The sequence below is a fragment of the Ruegeria sp. B10 genome, assembly GCF_056539825.1.
Map to the genome: position 1 here is coordinate 147,894 of NZ_JBQFVP010000013.1, position 24,582 is coordinate 172,475.

Annotated in this window: 20 protein-coding genes and 1 pseudogene; 12 read left to right on the top strand and 9 right to left on the bottom strand. The window is 55.7% G+C overall.

The features are described from left to right. Position 1: 1 nt before the first annotated feature. From betC to ACR0J4_RS18120, 3 genes are all read right to left on the bottom strand, one after another. Positions 2-1,534 carry a choline-sulfatase gene (betC, locus tag ACR0J4_RS18110; RefSeq protein ID WP_480668765.1) on the bottom strand — a complete coding sequence of 511 codons (1,533 nt, stop codon included), beginning with the start codon at positions 1,532-1,534 and terminating at the stop codon, positions 2-4. A gap of 96 nt (positions 1,535-1,630) precedes the next feature. Beyond that, the gene (locus ACR0J4_RS18115) at positions 1,631-2,770 is read right to left on the bottom strand and encodes an aromatic ring-hydroxylating oxygenase subunit alpha (protein ID WP_170555959.1); all 1,140 of its coding nucleotides are present in this window, start codon (positions 2,768-2,770) and stop codon (positions 1,631-1,633) included. Positions 2,771-2,866: 96 nt separating this feature from the next. Next, positions 2,867-3,904, bottom strand: a complete 1,038-nt coding sequence (locus ACR0J4_RS18120; protein WP_170640047.1) for a GlxA family transcriptional regulator — start codon at positions 3,902-3,904, stop codon at positions 2,867-2,869. A 444-nt stretch (positions 3,905-4,348) separates the two neighbouring features. On the opposite strand from ACR0J4_RS18120, the gene ACR0J4_RS18125 reads away from it, so the two are divergent. Beyond that, positions 4,349-4,489: a hypothetical protein gene (locus tag ACR0J4_RS18125; RefSeq protein WP_170640045.1), complete on the top strand. Its 141-nt coding sequence runs from the start codon at positions 4,349-4,351 to the stop codon at positions 4,487-4,489. 165 nt (positions 4,490-4,654) lie between these two features. Here the strand turns inward: ACR0J4_RS18125 and ACR0J4_RS18130 are convergent, their stop codons facing one another. From ACR0J4_RS18130 to ACR0J4_RS18150, 5 genes are all read right to left on the bottom strand, one after another. Further along, positions 4,655-6,838 carry an esterase-like activity of phytase family protein gene (locus ACR0J4_RS18130; protein WP_170640044.1) on the bottom strand — a complete coding sequence of 728 codons (2,184 nt, stop codon included), beginning with the start codon at positions 6,836-6,838 and terminating at the stop codon, positions 4,655-4,657. A gap of 1,375 nt (positions 6,839-8,213) precedes the next feature. Then, complete coding sequence (locus ACR0J4_RS18135) at positions 8,214-8,987, bottom strand: heme ABC transporter ATP-binding protein (protein ID WP_170640043.1); 774 nt, start codon at positions 8,985-8,987, stop codon at positions 8,214-8,216. 2 nt (positions 8,988-8,989) lie between these two features. Beyond that, on the bottom strand, positions 8,990-10,063 hold the full coding sequence (locus ACR0J4_RS18140; RefSeq protein WP_170640042.1) for an iron ABC transporter permease: 1,074 nt from the start codon (positions 10,061-10,063) through the stop codon (positions 8,990-8,992). Continuing rightward, entirely contained in the window at positions 10,060-10,911 is an 852-nt protein-coding gene (locus ACR0J4_RS18145; RefSeq protein ID WP_480668766.1) for a heme/hemin ABC transporter substrate-binding protein, read from the bottom strand. Before ACR0J4_RS18145 ends, ACR0J4_RS18140 begins: the two co-directional genes overlap by 4 nt. Beyond that, a complete protein-coding gene (locus tag ACR0J4_RS18150) occupies positions 10,911-11,963 on the bottom strand; it encodes a ChuX/HutX family heme-like substrate-binding protein (protein WP_170640041.1) in 1,053 nt (350 codons plus the stop codon). Before ACR0J4_RS18150 ends, ACR0J4_RS18145 begins: the two co-directional genes overlap by 1 nt. A gap of 238 nt (positions 11,964-12,201) precedes the next feature. Here ACR0J4_RS18150 and ACR0J4_RS18155 point away from each other — a divergent pair, with 238 nt between their 5' ends. Genes ACR0J4_RS18155 through ACR0J4_RS18180 form a run of 6 tightly spaced genes read left to right on the top strand, consistent with a single transcriptional unit; the run spans position 12,202 to position 16,945 of the window. Continuing rightward, positions 12,202-14,241: a TonB-dependent receptor domain-containing protein gene (locus tag ACR0J4_RS18155; protein ID WP_170640040.1), complete on the top strand. Its 2,040-nt coding sequence runs from the start codon at positions 12,202-12,204 to the stop codon at positions 14,239-14,241. A gap of 28 nt (positions 14,242-14,269) precedes the next feature. Further along, positions 14,270-14,701: a hypothetical protein gene (locus ACR0J4_RS18160; RefSeq protein ID WP_480668767.1), complete on the top strand. Its 432-nt coding sequence runs from the start codon at positions 14,270-14,272 to the stop codon at positions 14,699-14,701. A 4-nt stretch (positions 14,702-14,705) separates the two neighbouring features. Next, on the top strand, positions 14,706-15,371 hold the full coding sequence (locus ACR0J4_RS18165) for a MotA/TolQ/ExbB proton channel family protein (RefSeq protein WP_170555951.1): 666 nt from the start codon (positions 14,706-14,708) through the stop codon (positions 15,369-15,371). Next, positions 15,361-15,732, top strand: coding sequence for a biopolymer transporter ExbD (locus ACR0J4_RS18170; protein ID WP_170555950.1), 372 nt, complete (start codon positions 15,361-15,363; stop codon positions 15,730-15,732). The genes ACR0J4_RS18165 and ACR0J4_RS18170 overlap by 11 nt, the downstream gene beginning before the upstream one ends. Continuing rightward, on the top strand, positions 15,729-16,124 hold the full coding sequence (locus tag ACR0J4_RS18175) for an ExbD/TolR family protein (protein ID WP_170555949.1): 396 nt from the start codon (positions 15,729-15,731) through the stop codon (positions 16,122-16,124). Before ACR0J4_RS18170 ends, ACR0J4_RS18175 begins: the two co-directional genes overlap by 4 nt. Further along, positions 16,121-16,945, top strand: coding sequence for an energy transducer TonB (locus ACR0J4_RS18180; RefSeq protein ID WP_480668768.1), 825 nt, complete (start codon positions 16,121-16,123; stop codon positions 16,943-16,945). Before ACR0J4_RS18175 ends, ACR0J4_RS18180 begins: the two co-directional genes overlap by 4 nt. A gap of 173 nt (positions 16,946-17,118) precedes the next feature. On the opposite strand, the pseudogene ACR0J4_RS18185 reads toward ACR0J4_RS18180, so the two are convergent. Next, positions 17,119-17,875, bottom strand: a pseudogene (locus ACR0J4_RS18185) (IS5 family transposase). Between the two features lie 130 nt (positions 17,876-18,005). Here ACR0J4_RS18185 and ACR0J4_RS18190 point away from each other — a divergent pair. The 5 genes from ACR0J4_RS18190 to ACR0J4_RS18210 all read left to right on the top strand — a co-directional run bounded on the left by ACR0J4_RS18190 (position 18,006) and on the right by ACR0J4_RS18210 (position 24,323). Beyond that, positions 18,006-19,736 carry an ATP-binding protein gene (locus ACR0J4_RS18190; RefSeq protein ID WP_170640038.1) on the top strand — a complete coding sequence of 577 codons (1,731 nt, stop codon included), beginning with the start codon at positions 18,006-18,008 and terminating at the stop codon, positions 19,734-19,736. Then, a complete protein-coding gene (locus tag ACR0J4_RS18195) occupies positions 19,733-21,073 on the top strand; it encodes a sigma-54-dependent transcriptional regulator (protein WP_170640037.1) in 1,341 nt (446 codons plus the stop codon). Before ACR0J4_RS18190 ends, ACR0J4_RS18195 begins: the two co-directional genes overlap by 4 nt. A gap of 125 nt (positions 21,074-21,198) precedes the next feature. After that, positions 21,199-22,209, top strand: a complete 1,011-nt coding sequence (dctP, locus tag ACR0J4_RS18200; RefSeq protein ID WP_170640036.1) for a TRAP transporter substrate-binding protein DctP — start codon at positions 21,199-21,201, stop codon at positions 22,207-22,209. A 69-nt stretch (positions 22,210-22,278) separates the two neighbouring features. Continuing rightward, positions 22,279-22,911, top strand: coding sequence for a TRAP transporter small permease (locus tag ACR0J4_RS18205; RefSeq protein ID WP_170640035.1), 633 nt, complete (start codon positions 22,279-22,281; stop codon positions 22,909-22,911). Between the two features lie 11 nt (positions 22,912-22,922). Beyond that, positions 22,923-24,323, top strand: a complete 1,401-nt coding sequence (locus ACR0J4_RS18210) for a TRAP transporter large permease (protein ID WP_170640034.1) — start codon at positions 22,923-22,925, stop codon at positions 24,321-24,323. Positions 24,324-24,582: the final 259 nt, after the last annotated feature.

Consider the following 24,582-nt stretch of genomic DNA (forward strand, 5'->3'; position numbering starts at 1 on the left):
ATCAGTCGTCCTTTTGTGGCGGGAACCGATAACGGCCTGCGGCTTCGGTCCAATCCATATGATTGCGCACATATTGCTGGCTGGCATCAGAGGGTGGGTTGTAATCCCAATGCTCCCCGGCATCGGCTTCCATCGCGGCATGAAGCGCGCGGCGGGATTTCTGGGTAGCGATCACATCTTTGCGCAACTGTTCGCTGTTCCAGCGGGCCCTGACTTCGCCGGCAAAGCCTGCGGCGGCTTCGGCATAAGCTGGATCAGCAGCGACATTCACCTTCTCGAACGGGTCAACCGACAGGTCATAAAGCTGTGGTGGATCGATGTCGCAATGGATGTATTTCAGCGGCCCGCGCCGGATCATAAAGACCGGCCAGGGGGTCATTTCGGCGCAGTATTCACCGATCGCCTCGTCCAACGGGTCGGCCTCACCGCGCGCCAGCGGCATCAGTGATCGGCCGTCGACCGTTTCGCCAAACATCTCCGGGGTGCCGCCTCCGATATCAACAAAGGTGGGCAACAGATCCAGTAGCGAGCAGGCGTTGGGCGCGCGGCCCTTGGCCACCCCCGGCCCGGCCATGATCAAGGGCACGCGAGCCGAGTGTTCGAAGAAGTTCATCTTGTACCACAGGCCGCGCTGGCCCAGCATGTCGCCGTGATCTGCAGTGACAATGACGATGGTGTTGTCCAGCTCGCCAATGTCTTCGAGCGTCTTGACGATCTTGCCAACCTGACTGTCGAAGAAGCTGACATTGGCCAGATAGGCATGGCGCGCGCGCCGGACTTCTTCGTCTGTCAGAGGAACATAGCTGGCTTCGATCCCATCCATGACACGACGCGAGAACGGGTCTTGGTCTTCGGGTGACAATGTGAACTCGGGCAGATCGATATCATCATCGTCATAGAGGTCCCACCACTCAGGCTGCGCGACGTAGGGATCATGTGGGTGAATGAAACTGGCGACCATACAGAAAGGCGCTTGCGATCCGTGCGCCCGATCGCGCCCGCGATCTATCAGCCAACGGCGCGCGGCAAAGCCGACCTCGTCGTCATAGTCGGTCTGGAAGGTGGCGACGGCCACGCCGCTTTCCTTGACCGTCTGCATGTTGTGGTACCACTTGTCGATGCGCTCATCATGGGCCTCCCAATCGGGCGTCCAGGCGAAATCGGACGGGTAGATGTCGGTGGTCACCCGATCCTCAAACCCGTGTTTCTGGTCGGGGCCGACAAAGTGCATCTTGCCCGACAGGCAGGTATGATAGCCCAACGTTTTCAGGTAATGCGCGAATGTTGGCACGCTGGCGCGGAATTCGGAGGCATTGTCGTAGGCGGCGATACGGCTGATCAACTGGCCGGACATGAAGGCGAACCGGGAAGGTGCGCAAAGTGGTGAGTTGCAATAGGCCGCATCAAACCGCATCCCGCGCCCGGCCAGCGTATCGATATGCGGTGTCTTGGCGACCGGGTGGCCATAGGCCCCGCAAAACTGCGGTGCCAATTGGTCGGCCATCACGACGACGATATTTGGTGTTCCTGGCATGATGCTGTTCCTCCCTGCCTGCCAATATGCGGTGACTGCGCGCGTTCAGTCACGGGCGGGGAGGAGGTTGGAACTGCATTCTTTTGGAAAACTGACTCACCTGGCGGCCCTTTTGTATGCGTCCAAAACAAGACCGTGGAAATGGTGCACCGCATGTTCCGACATGCCCGAGCCATCAGGGTCGTTCACGATGCGGCCCGCGTCGAAGGCTGGAGTGTTCATCCCTTTCTGCACGCTTTCAACGATGTTGATGTCTTCAACCTGTAACACTTCGTCCAGATAGCGGATCGTTTCGACCTCGGCCTCGTTGGGCTCCTTGGTCTCAAGGAAGAAGTCATAGGTTTCCAGCGTCCGGTCGGGGCCTGCAGGGATGATGTTGAGGATGATCATCGACGACCGACCCGGATACCGCATGATGCAGGTGTTGGGCCATAGCCACCAAACGGCATGGGTTTTCACCGTGGCATTCGACACGTCATAAGCGCTGTTGGTCGTGTTGCCCGCGTCGGCCATGTGACTGGAATAGATTCCGTGCGTGGTCACCTTGTAGGTATCCATATCGACAAGTTCGCAAAAATCCTTGTGGGCGGTCGGACAGTGGTAGCACTCCAGGAAATTGTCGACCACGTTCTTCCAGTTGGACTTGATGTCATAGGTCAGTCGATGAGCAAATGTCAGCTCTTCGATATCCGGCGCCCAGTGGCGGATTTCGGTTTCCAGATCGCCGGACAGCTCCGACAGGGGTGAGGCCTCTCGATCAAGGTTTACAAAAACAAACCCACAAAATTCCTCTACCTGCACCTCATCCAGACAAATCTCTTTGGGCTCGAATCCATTCAGATTCTCGGTATGCGGGGCACGCACCAGCTGTCCATCCAACTTGTAAACCCAGGCGTGATAAGGGCACATGATGCGGGTCGTATTACCTTCGCCCGACAAAAGCTGATGGGCGCGGTGTTTGCAGACATTGTAGAACGCACGCAGAACGCCTTCCCGATCACGTACCACAGCTACCGGCTGACCAGCGATCTCGATCGTGACAAAGCTGCCTGGTTTGCGCAGCTTTTCGACATGGCAGACCCATTGCCACGTCTTGGCGATGATCTCGCGCAAGTCCACAGCATGCCAGGCTGGATCCGTATAGGCCTCGGCCCGCAGCGAAAACGAACTGGATGGGTTTTCGTGATAGCCCTTGGAAATATCCGCGAATTGCTGGGACGTTGGCTGTTCAGTCATTGCGGGCGTCTCCTGTGAACAAAACCCTGCCGAGTGACTCGGTCAGAGGTATAGGATCGCGTCTCTCACACATGACCAATGTGCACAGATCGCCGTCTACTTAACTTTATTCGCCACCCGCCTATCGGTCTTGCGGTGCATGGGCCAAGCTCGAAATTCAAAAGGAACGCGGCCTTCCACCCGATCATTGCGCGGTGACAGCCCAAACCGTTCGCGGTATGCGCGGCTGAAATGAACCTGGCTGGCAAAACCCGAGGCCACCGAAACCTCAAGCAAAGACATATCTGTCTGTGTCACCAGCCCGCGTGCACGGTCCAGCCGGATGTCACGATAATACATGGTTGGAGTTTTCTTGACGTGCCGCGCGAACAGCCGATTCAACTGGCGTTGTGAAAGGTTTATGGAATCACATATCTCGGGAATGCTTAGCGGTGTTTCCAGGTTCTGCTCCATCAACGCTATCGCCCGTTTGACCGCTGTGGGGGCCAGTTGACCCATCGGCTCGGCCAGTCCCGGACTTTGCATAGCGCCTTGGGGGCGCACGGTCTGGTGAAAAACGTATCGTGCTGCCGCATTGGCTAGAGCGTCGCCCTTGGTGCCCTTGATGATATGCAAGGCAAAATCCAAGGCTGCCGCGCCGCCGCAACAGGTGATGCGGGCCTTGTCGAATACGAACAACTCCTCACTGACCTCGACATTGGGATAGAGCTCTTTCATCGCGTCGATATGCTCATAGTGCACCGTGGCCCGACGCCCCTTGAGCAAACCAGCTTCGGCGAGGATGAACGCCCCGGTGTCCAGCCCGCCCAGCGTGCTCCCTTGACCGGCCCAACGCCATAGCGACGTATGAAGCGGGGTTGAGTTGTAGGCTTCCGGCGCCCAACTGGAAGAGACGATCACAAAATCCTTGCGCCCTTCCTGAGCCTCGGCCAGTGCAATCGTGTCGATGGTCATCCCGTTGCTTGCAGTGCAAGGACCACCGTCCAGGGATGCGATCTGCCATTGGAACCGTGCCTTGCCTTCGAGATAGTTTGCGGCGCGAAACGGATCGATGAAACCCACCGTCGCCGCCATGTTGAAGTTTGGTGTTACCAGGACAAGAATGGTCAGAATGTTGTTTGTTTGAGACGCCATAAGGCCATTTACGTTAAATGGGCGTTGGGATTGGTCAATACTATCACGTCGATCAGGACCAACATGTTTCGTCTGTTAGTAGCGGTTTAAACAATGCCAGTTGGTCGAATTCGCATTCGGCTCAGTCGGACAAGAAGTATTTCTTGCCTACGTGCCAGCGATCTGAAAGGCCGCCTTTCTCAAATCGGCACAGGCTGGTTGGGGTTCAAAAGGTCTGTTCAGATTCAGCGCACAGAATGGTGATACGGTCCTTCTGAGTCGAATTTTCACGACATCAAATTAGTCTTTGAGCGTTAGGGTACCGAGATGCGCTGTTGCTAACTTCGTCATACACCAAAAATTCCACAAACTTCGCCAAAATACACATGTGTGAACGACTCGGCAGACCTGAGATGACATGCTAGGTCGCCGGTTTTTCTAGCGTATGAGAGCCAAATACAATTGATGGCCCGTGAGATTAACCACCACAATGCGAAGTGGTTCTGCACCGAATGGGATGGCAGGACGCGCTACCACAAGATCACCCCTGTTGGCCGCGATGATGACAGGTGGGAGTTCTTCAATTTTGTTGAGGCGTGGTGGTAACTCGAAGTAGATCCCCGAAGAAAGCGACAGACGAAAACAACTTTCCAATCAGGCTGCATGTAAAAGTTCATGAGAAACGATACGGCCAAAGGGATCAAAACTGGCTTTGAATGCAAAAGCCCCGCGCAATTTCTGCGCGGGGCCTTTTGATTTCTGATGTTTGATCTAGTTCCCAGCCGAAACCAAGCCGATCGACCAGAACATCGTCTCGCCCGAGGCATCATCCACGCCGTCATTGTCGGTCATAACGAATGCCTCGCCCGAAGGCAGGATGGCCAGACCTTCGATCTTGTCCAGAACATAGCCACCGGTCGAGGTCAGGTCGGGCAGCAAGTCGCGGACCTCTTCCTTACTGACCACGGGCAGTTCACTACCCAGCGGGGCCGGGTTCATTTCAGACAGCGGAATGCGGTAGACTTTCTTGGTAACCGCGCGGTGGTCGTGCTGGTTGTCGCGTTCGATGACATAAACATGGTCACCGAATGCGGTGATCTCCGACAGACCTACCCAACCAGTTTCCGGGTCAGCTTTGGGATAGTGCACTGCGCCCCATTCCTTGGTTTCAAGGTTATAGGCGACAAGTTTCACGTGGTTTTTGGGGTCGTCCTTCCATTCGCGCTGAACTGCCATCCACAGGGTGTCTCCAACCTTGGTTATGCCTTCGAACCCGAAGCGTTTTTCGACGGCCATCAGTTCCGGCGGCAGGCCGATCTCACCCTTGCGGTCCTTGATCTTGCCTTCGGCCGAGACATGGTAGATCGCGTGGGGGATGACGCGGTCGGTTCGGCCTTCAGAGGCGACGTAGAAGCCACCTTTGCCATCCAGCGTGATACCTTCCAGATCCAGCTTTTGCGCCGGGTTGCCGTCCTGACGGCTGATGCGAATGACGTCCACGATGCGGGCCGGGGTCTGGCTGGGGTCGATTTTGAAGATCGAAGGCTGGAAGCCGTAGAAGCTGTCATTAACCGCGTAGATGATGCCATCCTCATCTGCGACCAGACCGGACAGGGCACCCCATCCGATCAACTCATCCGCGCCAGCGGAGGTCAGATGCGGATAAGCGGCGGGGGCATCCTGATACTCAAAAATCGACACATGAGCACGCGGGCCGCCATCTTCGATCAGGTCTTTTTCATTGGCCGAGACCAGAAGGTTGCGCTCAGGGATAGCAACGTAGCCTTCCGGCCCCACGCCCGAGGGCAGCAGTTGTTCAAGAACCGGGTTGGCCGGATCGGTGGCGTCATAAACACCCACGATCGAGGCGCGTTCGGCGCCCACAAAAATCATCGACGTGCCGCCAAAGGTCGCTGCAGTTACGCTTTCTGGTTCTACACCTTTTGCGTCTGAGCGTTTGTCGGGATAGTGCCCGATCTGGATGATGGCTTTCTCGAAATCGGTGCCGTTCTCGTAAACAACGGTGCCGTCCTTGTGGAAGATCGTCCAGCCGCGCGAGCCGCCTTCGTAGTCACCTTCGTTGGCGGTGGCGAAATGGTTGTCGTCGATCCACTTCACCGCATCAGGCTCGCGCAGGCGACCCTCTTGGCTTTCGGTGAAGATCAGCGCGCCGCGCTCATCCGTGGCGTCAATGCCTTCCAGATCAACCGCACCAGCCGAGAAATGGCTGATTACGTTCCCGTCCTTGTCAACAACCGCGATGTGGTTGTTTTCCTGCAGGGTGATGACGGTTTCGCCCAGAGCGTTGATGTCCACAAACTCAGGCTCGGGGTCGGTGGGCGCGACGTCTGCCAGGCCGGTCAGCGAGGCCATCTTCATGCCAGAGCAATCCAGCGTGCCATCCTTCAACGGTACCAGCGCCAGCGATCCAGCAGGCAGTTGAGGGATAACGCCATCGTTCAGGTCTTCGTCGCGTTCGTTTTCGATCGCAACCGCGACAAAGCTTCCATCCGGCGCAATCGCGACGCTGTCGGGCTGACCGCCCAGATCACAGGCGCCGGTTTCCGCCTTGCCTTCGATGTCGACCGAGATCAGTTTGCCCGACGGGGCGGTGTAGCTTTCCGAAGTGTTCACGCCCACAAAAGCCGTTGCACCAACGATCCCAACTGACGTCGGCTCGCCGCCTACTTCCATCGCGCCCAGAGGTGCCGGGTTCGCTGGTTCGGTGATGTCGACCATGCCGACTACACCCAACGGGCTGTCTGTATAGACCAACGTCATCCCGTCTGCAGTCGCAGCGATGATCTCGGGTGAGGTCTCACGTTCGATATCAGTTCCCTCGGCCATATTCTTAACGACGGGGAAAGAAGCAATTCGGTTGAAATTCATTTCTGCCGAAGCCTGGCCGGCGGTCAGGGCAAGGGCAGATGTCAGGCAGACAAAGCGCAACGACATCAGGTGGTATCCTCTCTCACTAGTATTAGAAGGGGATGAACGCGGGTCATTGCGGTTTTGTGACGGTTTGGATTCAGTTTGGTGACAACCGCAAAAAAGGTAGGTCGCATCGTATTCAGTAACCAATTCGAAAACCGTCAGATCAAAGATTGTGTCGCAAGTATTCAGCGTTTTTAACCGAGGCGAGATACTCATGTTGGTCGCGTCCCGTGCTTCCACATGAGCCAACCGTGACAAACTCGTTCAGGCGCAAACCTCCTGTCGCTGTGTCCTTATTTCCCATACGGATTGTCCCATGGATTAGTCGCGTGGGGATGATCTGGTTTATCAAATTGGACGAAGCCTAATTGCATACTTCTGAAAGTTGGCAGTCTGCTGCTTAGACGGCATCGCACTTGCAGCGAATGTCTTTAAGGAAGGGGCGCAATCGCGGAAATTAATGTATTTAGACAAGGTCGGCCTTGTGCCGCAAATAGCCAATCATCCTTCGTACTTAGATCAACAACACTTTGCCCAAGATGGCCTCGGCCTATCCTTTAGAAAGAACTACCTGAGCCTGCACCCGCAACCTTATACCTGCATTGCCATTGGCCGACTAAGTGGCCCAATACCCGACCCTCAACTGCCAGTTAACCGTAAATTCCGTAACAATCTATTGTTGACGAGAAAATAACGAAGAGGACGCGCAAGTTGGCGGCCGCTCTGTTCTAATACTGATCGCGCATCATCATAGTAGTAATCAAAGTATGTGCCGCAAAAAAGCTCAAGATATTAGGCCCACATTGGCACCTTCATTGTTCGAAGGCATAGACCTTGCGAATTTGGTACATGGTGTAACCTTGCAGTTAAGTCATGCGGTTTTTCAGCCCCGACACCCCTTTTTCATGCTGGCGTTTCAATAGTTGTACCTGTTATCGCTACTCTGATTTTCACGGGCTCCAGTTTTCAAGCAGGGTAGATTTTGTTTTGGGCGAAACCTCCGGCGCCATAAATCACGCATGTAAAGATGGCTCCTGCCTGACCGGATTCCTCTACAAAATGTGACCCGAAAACCAAGTTTGCAAAAACTTGTGATTCCCAATTAGGAGAGACGACGGCCTTAGTATCTGCATTTCAGACCAATGGCAGCTTTGGGCTGACTGGGGTCTTTTGGAGCAAAAAATTCGGACGGCTGCAAAGTCCGCGTTGCCGACCCCTGACGGCGACGCAATTTTGCGCTTTCCGCGAATGACTGGTTCGACGGGCCGCATAGCAGCATCCCTGCGTATTGGCGGATGTCCGTTTTGAGCCGTTGATACATTGTGTAAAACGGGGTGTGTACCGAACCCAATGGTAGCATCTTTCACGTTTTGCAAGAACGGACGGAGCATCTAATTCAGAGCATCGCCTGCGGCAGAAAAAATGGCATCCCGCCTGCAGGTACCGTGTTTATCGGCAAGTCGATACCGTAAACTTGCTGCATCGTCTCATTGTTGAGAACATCTGACACAGTACCTGATGACCAGACTTTCCCTTCGCTCAGAATGCAAACACTGTCGGCGAACAAAGCTGTCAGGTTCAGATCGTGCATAACTACGACGACACCTCCGCCTTTGACCGCGAAGTCCCGCGCGATGCGCAGAACGATGAACTGATGTGCGATGTCCAGGCTTGCAACGGGTTCATCCAGCAACAACCAGCGGGGCTGATCCTGATCCTTGGTGTCCCATACCTGTGTCAGGACACGCGCTAGCTGAACGCGTTGCTGCTCACCGCCAGATAGGTTCTGGTAGGACCGCGTCTCAAAGCCGCCGAGGTCAACTTGCATCAATGCCCGAGACGGCAACGTGTCGTCTTTGGCGGCCAAGCCATTTGCCAGCCCAAGCCTGACGACTTCATGCACAGTGAAGGGGAAAGCCACGGTTGTTGACTGCGGAAGAACGCCTCGTATGGCAGCCAATTCCCAAGGCTTTAGTGCCGTGATGTCGTGGCCGTTTAATGTGATCCTGCCGGAGCTTTGGATTTCTCCCGACAGTGCTTTCAGCAAAGTCGATTTGCCGGATCCATTCGGGCCGATGATGGCCGTGACTTGCCCGGGCTCTGCTTTAAAATCCACGCCTTTCAGGATCTCTTTGCTTCCGATGCGGACGCTTATGTTTTCAGCTTTCATACTTACATTCCCATTGAGCCATGGCGTCGAAGCAGGATCCAGAAAAACACCGGCGCGCCAAGGATTGCGGTCACGATCCCAATTGGTAGCTCAGCCGGAGCAACGATCACGCGGCTGATCATGTCTGCGCACAAAAGCAGCGTGGCCCCCAGCAGAGCTGAATTCATCAACAAGCGATGGTGGTCTGGTCCAGTACTGAGGCGCAGCAGATGCGGCACCACGATTCCGATAAAGCCTATGCCACCCGACACGGCAACGGCGGCACCCGTTGCCCCAGCAACCGTCAGGATCGCGATGTTTTTGCTTCGCTGGACTGGAATACCCATGTGATGGGCAATGGCCTCACCCATCGCCATACCGTTCAAAGCACGGGCAAGAAACTGTGTACAGACAATTGCAGCCAGAATAATCGGAGCGGCCGTTGCAACCTTGATCCACGTCGCACCAGCCAGCGAGCCCATGCCCCAGAAGGTGAGGTCTCTGAGTTGCTGATCGTCAGCCATGTAGATCATCACGCCGGATACAGCTCCGGCCAGAGCCGCCAGCGCAATGCCTGCAAGCAGCATGGTGGCGACGGATGTCTGTCCTTGGCGCGTTGACACGCGATAGAGGATCAGAACCGAGGCCCATCCCCCCAGAAAGGCCGCAACGGCAACCAGCCCGTCGCCTACCCACGCGAGAACCGCGCCAGGCAGAAGGCCACCAATGACGATGGCTGTGATTGCGCCCAACCCAGCGCCCGCGCTTACACCGACAATGCCGGGATCAGCTAGTGGATTGCGGAACAGCCCTTGCATCACCACGCCAGAGACCGCCAGCGCCGCTCCAACAAGTATGCCCATCGCCAGACGGGGCAGGCGGATGTCCCACAGAATGATCCGGTTCAGGTCCGACAACTCGCGCCCCTGAAGTAAATCCAATACTGCAATCGCTAGCGAGGCGTCAGACGCTCCGACCGAGACGCTGAACACACTTGTTACGGTCAGGACGACAAATAGAGACAGCGTCACGCGCTTGGCCCTGATCCTTCGCGCGTCGGCGCGCATCGGAGCGCCGTGGTCTAACGCCAGCGTCATGATCCGCTCGCGTTTTGCAACGCCGCCGATAGGTCTGAAATCGCGTCCGCTGTACGCGGGCCAAAGCCCAGAAGATACGCACCTGGCATACGGATCAGGGCTTTACTCTGCCCTGCCGGGGTCAATTGGATCGCGGGCATTGCAAGAAGGTCCTCGTCCGAAGTTGCGCGATTGCCGCGCGACTCCATCATCAGGATCACGTCGGGCGCTGTGACAGCCAACGCTTCCGGTGTCATGGTCTTGAAGCCACTAACGCCCGCCGCAGCATTCTCACCGCCTGCCATTCTGATAATGCTGTCGGCCTGTGTGTTGGCCCCGCCGACGGTGATTTCTCCATCCTGCGCCGAAAGGATGAACAAAACACTCAATGGGTCCGCACCCGCGACGATCGAGGCACTCTCTTGCGCTTGATCCAGTTGTTGCGCGGCGCTTGCAGCCAACTTTTCAGCCTCAGTCTCAACACCCAAAGCGGCGCCCACCGCGCGGATTTTTTCCACTATCCCATCGCGAGAAAACTCATCATCGATGGTGACGAATTCCACACCGGCTTCTTCAAGCACCGAAATGGTATCTGGCGGGCCGGAGCCTTCCAGTGCCAGGATCAGGTCGGGCGCGACGGACAGCACGCCTTCGGGTGACAGAGAGCGCCGATAGCCCACATCCGGCAATTCCAAGGCATCGGCGGGGAAAGTTGAGGTCCGATCACGGCCCACAAGCCGGTCCTGCTGCCCGAGAGCATAGACGATCTCGGTGATCGAACTGCCAATCGCGATCACGCGTTGTTCGTCGGCTTTCAGAGTTGTGGCAGAGAGAAAAGCAGCCGTGCAGAGAGATAGAAGCTGTCGCACTACACCACCTCTTCTTCGGCTTTTTCGGATAACCCGGCGACCAGCGCATCCCAGGCGGGGCGGTGGTCAGTATCGCCGGCGCGTCGACCGAATATCTGGAAAATCAATCCGCCTTCAGCGTCAAACGCTTCAATTGAAACAGCGGGTCCTCGTTGGGTGGGTTTGGTTACGGCCCAGACCTCGGCAATATAATCGGTGCGCAGATGCAGGTTGAAATCCGGGTCCAGCACGTTCAACCAAGGCCCCATCTGTTTCAGGGTTTTGACTGGGCCACCATGGATTTCAATGCAACCGCGATTGCCGACAAAGACCATGACTTCAAGCCTTTGGTCGCGCACCTGTTCGAACATTTGCGGAATTGTGTCTGGGTCAAGCGCCCGAACCAGAGGCGCACCGGCAATACGATATGCCCCCAACCGGTTCATCTTGAGCTTCGACGTCAAGCGCATGAACTGATGCGTGTCCGTCATCTTAGCCCACTCATTGCGCAGGACTTCAGTTTTGTCTGGATTGGCCTTGGGTGCCTCGGCTGGTTTGCGCTGCTCGACAGTCATCGTCTGTGATTGATCGTCTGCGGCCAGCATCTGTACCAGATGTGTCCAGTGATCCAGATCCGAGCCGTCTCGGAGGAAAATCTTGTGAACCGCGTCTCCGGCCGCATCAAAGACCTGAATCGAGCGGCGTGTTCCGGTTTCTGTTTCACGCTCGACCGCGAAGGCGTGAACCCAATGACTGGGGAATATGCGCATGTCAATCTCTTGGGTTAGGACCATCGCGGCATGAGCGCCTGGATGGTAGTTGTCGTACTGCCCGACTTTCTCGATCACGCAGGACGGGTTGCGAGTCAGCGCCATGACTTCGCCCAACCCGTTCAACTGGCCAAAAAGCGCATCCATGTCTGATCTCAGCCTTGTTGCGCCATGCCCAGTGAAGGCCGCCACCAGCTGCCCTTCGGACAAACCAAGTGATTCCGCCAGATCGCGATCACGTTTGCCAGCCTTCTCTGCATAGGCGGCACGAATATCCTGAGGGGCCGTAAGCACCTGTTCCATAGTGGATTTCCCATCTTCGAGTGGTTTTGTGAAGCGCTGGCCTGGCCCATGATCGCGTCATTGGCCCGCTGGCAGTGACTGCAAACTCAGTCACGGAAATATGTTGACTGTTTTAGTAAGCTTTATTAACGAGCACAAGTCATCGCTGAAAGGCGATTCCAAAAAACACCAAAAAAGACTGACCTTAGCCAGCGAACTGCAAGCATCTCCGGTCCTCAAACCACTCGAAGGGACAGAAATGCGTGCTTCAATTCGAAAGGCGGGCCAACTTGGCACCGCTTCTTGCCTCAGTTTGATCGCAGCGGCCTCTTGGGCGCAGGAACAGGATGATGGGTTCCTGGGCACACTTGAGCTGGGCGAAAGCAAACGGGAAATCCAGACCGACACCGCAGTACCTATTACCAATATCGATCAGGAAGAGATCAACGACCGTCAGGCCAACACGGTTGCAGAGCTGATCGATACGGTGCCTGGTGTGACTCTGGTGAATGGCTCGACACCGCAGGGGTCAGGTATCAACATTCGCGGCTTCGGTGCCAACAGCACCTTCGGCACCGACCAGAAGGTTCTCATTCTGATCGACGGGGCAACAACCGGTTCGGAAGAGCTGTATCGGATCGGCAACCAACTCTTCACCGATCCACAACTTTACAAAAGCGTGTCGGTGATCCGGGGCACTGTCGGGTCGTTTGAATTCGGCTCGGGCGTCGTCGGCGGTGTGGTTCAATTGGAAACCAAAGACGCCTCGGATTTCACCGGCGGTGAGCCCGGCTTCCGGTTCCGACAGACGTTGGAAGGGTATTCAAACGGCAACGGCTTTGCCTCGTCGTCGATTCTGGCGTGGCAGCCGAACGAGCAGACCGAGTTCCTGTTCAACTACACCTATCGCGATCAGGACGATCAGAAAGACGGGAATGGCGATACAATCGGCAACAGCGCCTTTACCCTGCCTTCCCTGTTGGCGAAGGGTAAATACAGCTTCGGCGACAACCTGGAGCATTCGATTACCGCGTCCTGGAACCAGTCGACCTCGGAAGAGCGCGACGTTCCATATGACTCATTCGGTACATCCGCAGACGCATTTGGCAATGTGGATCGTGATATCGAAACCCGGATTGGCATACTGCGGTATCAATACCGGCCAGCGGACAACGATCTGATCGATTTGGATGTGAACCTCAGTTATTCCGAGCAGTCCATCGACAGCAGCTATGTTCCTGGCTCCTCTAGCTTAGAGGGAACTCCGTTTTTCCCAAGCATTCGGGCTCTGGCGGACGCGTCACATAACTATGAAACCACCAAACTGACGATCAAGAATACCTCGTATTTCCAAACTGGAATCGCTTCGCATGATCTTCGAGCCGGGATCGAGTTCATCAATCGAGAGCGTCTGGATGCCCCGTCAGCTCCTGGTGGGACCGATCGTCGGATTGCCTTGTTCGCTGTCGATGACATTCAGATCGGCGATCAACTGACCATCACACCAGCGCTGCGCTACGAAACGCAGGACATCGAGGGGGATGGCGATACAGCAGCTTTCAATGAGAGCTACGATAACGATGCTCTGATGGGGGGTCTGTCGGCGCGGTACGAATTCGCAAATGGTTTCGGCATCTTTGGCGGCGGTGCATACACTGAAAGCCTGCCCATCATCGACGACCTTGGCACCCCGGTATTCATGACCCAACCCGAGAAATCGCGCACCTGGGAAGCAGGGTTTTCGTTCAATCGCGGAGATATCTTTGCCGAGGGCGACGTCGTGCGCGCCAAGGTGAATTTCTACGACACCAACTTGCGGGATGTCACATCGTACAATCAGTCGAATCCGATTACCGGAGCCTTAGTCCTTTTGGACAAGGTCGAAACGCGTGGTGTGGAAATCGAAGCCTCATACGCGAACGCTGGCGGGTTCTATGTCGATTTTAACGCCAATGTCGTAAGCGGCACGGAAACCAACGAAAATGGGCAGGAGTCCCGCTGGCGCAACGAACCGTCGGATTCGGCGCGGATCACATTCGGCAAACGGTTTGGCGAAACGCTTGATGTCAGCTGGGAACTTTTCGGAGCCAGATCTGGCTTTGATTCCTCAGGCGACCCGGTTGCCGGATATGGCGTGAACACATTGCGCGCGTCCTACTTCCCGCAAGAAGGCGCGCTTGCAGGGTTCGAAGTTAGGGCAGGTATCGAGAACATCTTCGACAAAAACTACCTGCCGAACCTGTCGACGCGCAATGCGCCGGGTCGGAACTTCAAGCTGACCGTGGCCAAAACCTTCTGATCAAGAAAAGAAAGGACCAGTTATGCGAATGGCGTCGAAAAGAAATGCTCGGTTGGTCCTGCTGGCCTTGCTCCCAATTCTGGGGGCAGGCCTTGCCTCTGCCGAAGAAACCGGTGGCGTTTCGATAGAGCTGAGTTCTGCGGAAGAACGCGACCAAAGCTGCCTGCTCAGCTTTTTGGTCGAGAATAAACATGACACCGATATCGAAGGCGCCGTCTACGAAATGGTCTTATTCGGCGCCGAAGGTGGCGTTGCTCTGCTCACGCTTCTGGATTTCGAGGATATGCCCGCAGGGCGTCCTAGGGTCCGCCAATTTCAGTTCGATGGAATGGCCTGCAACCAAATCACTCGTATCCTGATCAACGACGCTCAGGAATGTGCGCATCAAGGAGGCATGCAGAATGCCTGCATGTCGAACCTGACACTCAAAAGCCGCCTTGAAACGGAAATAATTGGATAGGCCAATGGATACGATCATTCAGAAATTGACAGACGTCCTTGCGCTTGGCGGGCCGGTTGTTGCGATCCTGATCACAACCTCGGTCGCAACCCTGTCGCTCGTAATTTACAAGCTTTGGCAATACGCGGCCGCCGGCGTCGGTCGCCATTTCGAGCTGTCTTTGGCGATTGAAGCCTGGGACCGCCGGGACCGGGTTGTTGCGATGGCGCATCTGGACAAAAGCCGCAGCTATCTGGCCCCGGTGATCGCCATGTCATTCAGTGGTGATAGTAGCACGCTGTCCGAGCGTGCCGATGCCGAGGCCGAAGCACGCTTTGCCGGGCTTGAACGGGGCCTCAACGTGCTTGATGTGGTGTCACAGCTTGCACCGCTACTGGGGCTATTCGGCACTGTTCTTGGCATGATCGAAGCCTTCCAAACCTTACAAGGCGCAGGCAATTCGGTAGATCCTGCACTGCTTGCTGGCGGCATTTGGGTTGCCCTGCTAACAACGGCTGCGGGGTTAGCCGTCGCCATGCCAACCTCGCTTGTGCTGACTTGGTTCGAGTCACGCATGACGCGTGAGCGCATCTTTACCAACCGTGCCCTACGCACCGCTTTCGCACCTGGTCACGCCGCAGAATGCAAAGCGACCGAGATGCCAAAGGCAGCTCTTGCCCATGGCACTTGAGACCCGCACCAAGCGGCGCAAGCGCCTGTCGATGACCTCGTTGATCGACGTTATCTTTTTGCTGCTGCTGTTTTTCATGCTTACTTCAACCTTCTCGAAATTTGGCGAGATTGAGTTTTCAACGGCTTCGGCGGGAGGGGCTAACCAAGACATCCCGATCCGCTTTGTGAAGCTTGAACAGGATCGTCTTCTGGTCGACGGGACCGTAACAACCCTGGATAGCGCTACAGAGCTTTTCGACGGGACTTCTGAACAAATGGCACTGATCAGTCTCGGCCAGAGCGCAACCTCGCAACAACTGATTGACCTGCTGACGGCTTTGAAAGGTGTGGCGCAGTTGCGGACACAGGTGATCGGATGATGCAACTGAAGCCAAGGGCGAGGCGAACCCGAGAACCCACAATTGCTCTGATCAACGTCGTCTTCCTGATGCTGGTTTTCTTCATGATTGCGGGTACGCTTGCCCCACCGCTTGGCAACTCGGTGCAACTGGTTGAAACGCAGAACCTTGAAGGGCGCGAGCCGCCAGATGCGCTCGTCATCCGTGCCGATGGTGTGCTCGAGTATCGCGGGGCCGAGCTGACAGATGTTGAAGCCTATGTTGAACGCGCTTCAATTGACCTGCCGCTGGAAGTAGTACGCTTGGTTCCCGACCGCGCGCTTCCAGCGGTGCGGCTGAAAGCGGTTAGTGATGCGCTTCGTGCCCTAGGCGCAAAAAAGGTCTTTGTGATCACACAAAGAGCGCTGCAATGATCCCCAGTTCTCGCGCAATAGCCGCATCTGCGATCGTGTTGGCTGCTGCGACCCACGGTCTTGCTTTGCATGACTTTGGCCCACAAACGGTGACGCAAATCGAAGGTGGTGGCTTGGTCGAAACTGCGGCGCTTGGGACGTCCTTTAAGGATTTCACTGCTGGAACCATTGCATCCGCGCCGACCACGGCCCGGAAAACGACTGTAGAGCCTGATCAACCAATAAAACAAGCAAACCCCGAGGTGCAGACAGTGAAGACTGCAAAACCTATCGTAAAACAGGTCGCGCCTTCGGCGAAAGAAGCATTGAAAGCGACGGATCCTCTTAAAACAAGCCAGCCCGAATTGACCCAAGCCAAACGGCCTGAGATTGAGCCCAAACGCAGACCTGCGACAACACCTGTGCAAAGCCCAGAACTTGAGAAAAAGAATGTCGCCCAGCTCGCTGTGAAGGCAGGCAATGGTGAACGCGCTCAAAAAAAAGGCAGTACAACGGGCGAAACCACCAAGGGAGAAGCCGCCGCCGAAAAGACAACCCGCACAGCCTCGGCCCAGGGCAATGCCGATGCAAGTAACTATGCGTGGAAAGTCAAACGCAAGATCCTTCGCGCGAGACGCAAAAGCGTCAACATCCGCGGCACCGTTCTGGTGACGTTTCGCATCGCTGACAGCGGAGCTTTGGTATCGGCCAACATTGCCCTCAGTTCAGGTTCAAAGCGTTTGGACCAGATCGCCGTGTCACAGGTGCGCGCGGCTGCACCTTTCCCAATTCCGCCTGCCGGGGCCCGTCGAGAATACACTATAGAAATTTTGAGCAAGTAGAGGTGAATGCACGAGGCCGGAAGGTTTCTGAGTACCATGAGATCAGCACAAGACTGCGACACCGCGAGTGCGAACGGTAAATTCAAAATGCCCCACAGCACGCGTTGGTTAGACTACGCAGCAGCCGTTCTGACGCTTCCGATGAGGGAGTTTTGCCACCTTAGGGTCAGGAATCATAGCCAAGGGACGACGATTGCCGCGAGGGCGATGGCAGGGAGGAAGACTTTCGGGCGGCGGGCGTATCGGGTTGCCACGCGCCGCCATACCTTAAGCCTTCCAAAAATGATCTCGATTCGAATGCGGCGTTTGTACCTGCGCTTGTCGTATTTGACCTGGGTCTCGCGTTGTTTGCGGTCTAGGGTGCAGGCGCTTATCAAATTGTTTTTAAACGCTTCTCTGAACCAGCCGGCATCACAATCCCGGTCACTGAGTAGCCAATCGACGTCCGGAAGGCTGCTTAACAACTCCGGTGCACCAATTTAGTTACTGACCAGACCGGTAGTGACAAGGAGGTTGATCGGTCTATCCAGACTATCTCAGATGGCAAGTAGCTTCGTGTAAGTGTCGGCTGGCTCCGACCCACTAGGCGTTCACGCGCCTCTTTTTGACGCTAAATCTGGTCGCTGTGCGGTGCGCGTTCAGGTAAGTCGCGTTGATCATCACGGTCTTCTCTTCGCCATGCGCGGTGGCCAGAGCAGCCATCATCCGGGCGAAAATGCCCTTATCGCTCCAAAGCTTCCAACGGATGTACAGCGTCTTATGAGGCCCAAATACCGCCGGGGCATTACGCTATCGCATGCCTTCGATTTTGATGACGAGAAACCCGCTCAATACGCGCCGGTCTTCAACTCATGGCTTGCCATGGGACTTCGGGAAGAAAGGCCCAGGACAAGCCATCTGCGCTTCTGTCAGCCAAAATTGATCTGATATGTTCAAATCTCAGTTTTCAAAACGTGAATCATACCGTCCGAAGGAAATCATGGGTCCTGACCCCATAACTCTTGGGATGGACGGCTAAAACCTACTGTGATCCTATGCTGTCGCAGTTCATGGGCAGTCAATGCGATCAGCTTCTCATATTTTAGGTATTGTAGTAGCCATTGCCGCCAGCTTTGGCCTCTATTTGGTTTCCTACCAATACTTCGTTTCGGAGGAGCTTTCGAACGCTCAGGGCCGGCTCTCTCTTTACCAAAGCTCGGTGAACAGCGAACTCGAACGATTTTCCCACCTTACATATGTGCTATCACAAGACTCCTTTGTAATTGGAACAGCCGAAGGCGATGGCACCGGAACATTGAACCGACGCCTTGAGGATTTTGCCGAACAGGCAGGTCTGGATGCGATCTACTTGATGGACGAAGACGGGATCACGATTTCCGCATCGAACTACCGCGAAATAGGGAGCTTTGTTGGCCAGAACTATGCTTTCCGCCCGTATTTCCAAAGTGCCATTTCTGGTGAACAGGGCCGCTTCTACGCCATCGGGGCCACAACGGGTTTGCCGGGTTACTTCATTGCGAACGCAGTGCTGAACGACCGAGGAGCTCCAACAGGTGTCGTAGCAATCAAGATCGACTTCTCTGATCTTCAGGATAGTTGGAAAAACTCGGGCGAACAGGTCCTTTTGGCCAATGAAGACGGCGTCGTTCTGCTGTCTTCGAACGCGGATTGGCAATATCGCGCGTTGACGCCATTGTCGGAACCACAGCGAGAGCGAATTCGAGATGCCAGGCAGTTTCCGGGGCGAGACTTAGATGCGTTGGATTGGGTTGAGTTGCCGGGAGACCAGGCCAGAATTGCGGGGACGAAGCGCCTGCATCTTGCAGCTAAGGATCTACCTCATGGCTGGTCGCTTCACTACTTTGCGAGTGACGATCAGGCCGTAGCGCGCAGTTGGCTTGTAACTGCAATTTTTGTCCTTTTGGCGGGGCTCACATTTATCTTCTTCCAGATACAACGCGCGAGACGCGTAAGCGCGGCCTTGGCGCGGTCCGAAGAAGAAGAAGCAAAGCTGCGCGAGGCGAATGAACGGCTTGCCATCGAAATCGACGACCGCAAGACAGCCGAACGTAGCCTCAAACGCACCCAGAGCGAGTTGGAGCGCGCAAGCCGACTGGCGGCTCTGGGGCAACTCTCCGCGTCGGTCACACATGAATTGGGCCAGCCCATAGCTGCGATGCGCAATCACCTGGTGGCAGCAGAGATCTCATCTACCGGTGAGACCAAGTTGCCGCAAAAAATCGGAAGCCTTGTCGACAGGATGGAAGGGATCACGCGCCAATTGCGGTTCTTTGCACGGTCAGAGAATGAGGCGTTTGATGACGTAGACTTATTTACTTCGGTCAATGCCGCTTTGGCTCTGGTTGCGCCAAACATCGAGCAGGGCAGGGTGAAAATCTCAGTTGATGCGCCGACTGTTCCGGTCTTTATCCGGGGCAGTGCCCTGCGGGTCGAACAGGTCATCACCAATCTTTTGCGAAATGCCATAGATGCTACGGAAGAAGCGGATGCGCCTGAAATCCAAATCTCTATCACGGCTTCTGATGATGAGGCAGTGTTGGAAATTCAGGACAACGGTCACGGATTGGGCGAGGCAACGCTGGCTGAGTTGCAAGAGCCATTTGTAACCACAAAAGAGAGCGGGCGAGGCATGGGCTTAGGACTGGCGATTTCCACCAGCATTGTCAAAGATCACGATGGCACAATGACGGCCCGTAACCGCGATGGTGGAGGAACAATTTTCCGCGTCACCTTCCCGATTGCCTCAGCTACTGAAGAAACGGACGAATGACCCAGCAGCAACCTTTTAAAGTTCTGATCGTTGATGATGACAAATCGATGCGACATTCTCTTGTCGAGTTGCTCGAAGCCGCTGGCTGGACTGTTAGCGCCCTTTCGCGCGCGACCCAGGTGACGGAGTATCTGGTCAGCGCGTCGCCCGATGTCATTCTGTCCGACGTGCGTATGCCCGGCATGACGGGGCTTGAATTGCTGGCCAGTCTGGACAGGCATGTGGCGCCTCCGGTGGTGTTGATTTCGGCACATGGTGACATCCCAATGGCGGTTCAGGCCATACAGGAAGGCGCGTACGGGTTTATCGAAAAGCCATATGAACCTAGGCGATTGTTGACGGTGTTGAGGCACGCGGCTGAACAAAACCGCATGCGGAAAAGCAATGCCCGCCTCAAAGACAGACTTTTCAAATTGTCAGGCCTTGACCGCGTCCTGCTGGGTCAAACAGACGCCATAGCAGACTTGCGACAAGAGGTACTTGATCTTGCCGATACTTCGGTTGCGGTTTTGTTGCAGGGGGATACCGGCACCGGGAAAGAGCTGGTTGCCCATGCTTTACATGATTTGGGCCGCTCGCCGGAGGCACCGTTTCTGGCGCTGAATTGCGCCGCATTGTCCTCCGAAACATTTGAAGCGGAAATGTTCGGCGTCGCGGGTGAATCCGATGGAAGGCTTGTGGCGGCATCGGGTGGGACCTTGTTTCTGGACGAAATCTGCTCGTGCCCACCAGCGGCGCAAGCCAAGCTACTAAGGGTCATCGAAGATCAGCAGGTCCTGCCGGTGGGGGCTGTGTCGCCGGTGCCGGTACGTTTCAGGGTCGTGTCAGCAACCAACGAAGACGTTGTACTGGCCGCCGAGGAAGGCCGCCTGCGTCAGGATCTATTGTTTCGACTAAACACTGTCGTCCTGACTTTACCTCCGCTACGGCAAAGACGGGATGATCTGGTTCTGCTGGCGACGCATTTCTTGAGCGAATACGCGCAGGTTTATGAGATTGACGCGCCAGAGCTTGATCAGGACGATTTGGCCGCTCTGCTTGCGCATGACTGGCCCGGTAATGTGCGTGAATTGCGCCATGTCTGCGAACGGCGTATTTTGGCGGCCCGACGCGGAGGAGGGTCGATGGCGCAGGCTATACACAGCGATCAACACTTTGACGAAGTACCGGATACGCTGCGCGAAGCGGTTGCTGCTTTTGAGCGCGAGCTCATTGGCAAAGCCATCAAGGCACATAAAGGCCGCATGGATGCCGCCGCCGAAGCGCTAGGGATTGGCCGCCGGACGCTTAATGAAAAGATCGTCAAACTAGGTCTCGATAAAGAGGCGCTGTTGTAAGCGAAACCACTCTGCGGATATCCGCAGGGGAACAGTGATTTCTCGCGCGTTTTCCTTCATAGGCAGACTGCTGCGCATTCTGAATACTCCACCCAAGCGAATTGCGTGATCTGGGAGGAGCCATTATGCGCAAACATCTTAACCGGGCGGCTATTGCGGCCCTGTCACTGACCGTTGCATCCGAAGCACTGGCTGTCGAATGGAACGTTTCCCTGTGGGGCAAGCGCCGTGCCTTTACCGAACACGTCGAGAAACTTGCCGAATTGGTGAGCGAAAAGACGGGCGGAGAGTTCACACTCAACATCAGCTATGGCGGCCTGTCGAAGAACAAAGAAAACCTCGATGGGATTTCGATTGGTGCGTTTGAAATGGCCCAGTTCTGTGCTGGTTATCACCGCGACAAGAACCCCTCGATCACCGTCCTGGAGCTGCCGTTTCTAGGCGTGACATCCCTTGAACAAGAAGTCGATCTGTCGATGGCCGTTTATCAACATCCGGCCGTTGTTGAGGATCTGGCCCGCTGGGACGCGACTCTGCTAATGCCGTCGCCGCTGCCGCAGTACAACCTTGTTGGTGTCGGTGAGGCGCCGAAATCTCTAACCGATTTTGAAGGTCTGAGCGTAAGGGCGACAGGTGGCATCGGCAAAGCGATGGAGACGGTTGGGGCGGTTCCGACATCAATGTCTGCATCCGAAGTGCGCCAGGCAATGGATAGTGGCATCGTTAAAGCGGTCAGCTTTGCGCCACATGCGCATATGTCATTTGGCACCATTGAAAACGGCACTTGGTGGACGACGAACCTCAACCCCGGCACCGTCAACTGCCCTGTCGTGGTGAACACGCTGGCGCTGGAAGATTTATCTGACGAACACCGCGAAGCTCTGTTGGGATCGGTAGAAGAGGCACTGGATCACTATGTGAGCCACTACCAGACCAAAACGATGGAAGCGTGGGGTCCTGAGTTGGATCAACGCGGCATCGAACGGGTCACTTTCAGCGATGAAGAAATCGCAGCGTTCAAAGAAGCCGCTGCCGCCCCCGCGGCCGAGGCCTGGATTGCAGAAAACACCGAGCGTGGCCTGCCAGCACAAGAGCTTTATGACCTTGTGACTGGGAAGATCGCAAACGGCAGCTAATCCACTCACTACCCCGGCGTCGGCGAAGCTGGCGTCGGGTGCCTTTTTCCCTGACAGCGGAGTAAAACGATGGCCGGGTCATCCCAGGTGCTGTCCGACGACAGCCGTCTCAGCATTCTCGATCAACGTCTCTACAAACTGGAGAGCTTTCTGGCTCTGATCAGCGGTCTTGCAGTGTTCTCGCTGATGGTCATGGCCGTGGTCTCAGTTGGTGGCCGGAATTTCGCCAATGCGCCACTTCCCGGCTACGTGGACTGGATCGAGCAGGCTATGCCGTTGATCGCCTTCATGGGCATTTCTTATGCGCAGCGTGATGGCGGCCATATCCGAATGGACATGGTTGTCGGAGCGCTTAGAGGCCGGACGCTCTATATCGTTGAGTTCATCACGACCGCTGTCATTCTGGCGCTGATCGTCTTGCTGATCTGGGGGAGCTGGGCGCATTTCGCACGCAGCTTTGACTTTGGTGCTCCACTGTGGAGCCGCGACAGCTCGATCGACATAGGTATCCCGTTGTGGCCCGCAAAGCTGTTGGCCCCTGTCGCTTTCAGCGTGCTTTGCTTGAGACTTGCTCTACAGCTTTGGGCCTACGGTCGCGCGATCCGTCACCCTGATCAGGCACCAATTGCCGTCCCGCTGATAGCCGATGCAGCCACTCAAGCTGCAATGGAAGCCGAGCACGTCTCGGGCCACGACAACTGAGGTTAAATCTGATGGAACCCATTGATATTGGTCTGATCGTCTCGGGCGGTATGCTTGTTCTTGTGGTGCTGGGGATGCGCGTGGCCTTTGCCGCCGCGACAGCTGGCATGGTTGGTCTGATCTGGATCTTCTGGGCCAAGTTTGGGTATGACCCGGCGCGGTTCGGTAAGGCTGTGACTGTGGCCGTCAAAACAGCGGGTCAGGTGCCGCACTCCAAGATTTCAAGCCAAGCGTTGAGCCTTATCCCAACCTTCATCCTGATTGGTTACCTCGCCTACTACGCGGGCCTGACCAAGGCGTTGTTCGAAGCCGCAAAGCGTTGGCTTGCATGGGTCCCGGGCGGGCTGGCGGTTTCGACTGTTTTCGCAACCGCTGGGTTTGCGGCGGTATCCGGGGCCTCGGTCGCCACTTCCGCTGTGTTCGCCCGAATCGCCATCCCCGAGATGCTGAAGATCGGCTACGACAAGCGTTTTGCCGCCGGTGTCGTCGCTGCAGGCGGTACACTCGCCTCGCTCATCCCGCCTTCGGCCATTTTGGTCATCTACGCGATTATCGTCGAGCAGGACGTGGGCAAACTGCTTTTGGCTGGATTCATCCCGGGCATGTTCTCGGCGGTAATTTATGGCTTGCTGATCATTGGCATGGCCGTCGTGATCAAAGGATTTGGTCCCGCGGTCACAGGCTTTACATGGAAAGAACGTTTCCTCTCACTGCCGCCCGCATTGCCCATCGTGATTGTTGTCGTCACCATCATCTTTTTTGTCTACAACCCGTTCGGCGGCGATGCCTGGGGTACGCCAACCGAAGGCGGCGCAATTGGAGCATTTGTGGTGTTCCTGATGGCGCTGTTTCGGGGCATGCGCTGGGCCGAACTCAAAGACGCGCTTTTGGAAACCGCCAAACTGAGCGTTATGATTTTCACGATTATTTGGGGCGTTTTGGTCTACGTTCGTTTTCTTGGTTTCGCCGAACTGCCAAGTGTATTCTCAGACTGGATTACCTCGCTTGAAATGTCGCCGATGCTAATCCTGATCTGTATTCTTCTGGCTTACGCAGTGCTGGGTATGTTCATGGATGCGATAGGTATGCTGCTGCTGACACTGCCGGTCGTGTACCCTGCTGTCATGGCTCTGAACGGTGGTGAGACCGTAAGTGCAGCCGAGAGCACCTTCGGCATGTCCGGGCCCATGTGTGCCATCTGGTTTGGAATTCTGGTTGTCAAAATGGCCGAGTTTTGCCTGATCACCCCACCTATCGGGCTGAATTGCTTTGTGGTGGCTGGTGTGCGGGATGACCTAAGCGTGCAGGACGTCTTTAAGGGTGTAACGCCTTTCTTTCTAGCGGATGCTGCGACCATCGCGATGCTCGTTGCCTTCCCTGCGATTGTTCTATGGCTTCCAGGACAGGTCTGAACCACATGGGATGGTTTTGGAGCGCGGTTCGCCGGTGCGGTTAAGACCTGCATCAATCAGCTGCGCTGAAGAATACATGACACTTGTTCAATGTCCGGTTTGGGCCACCCACCCTGGGACGGTTAGCGCCACGGTCGATTTATGCTGCGGATGACCAAATGACGGGAGAGAGCCTAGCAGAGACATCTCCACATCCTCGCATTACAATCGGTCAAAATGGAAACGGAACGCCATACCGGAAAAGAACCTAGGATTGCCC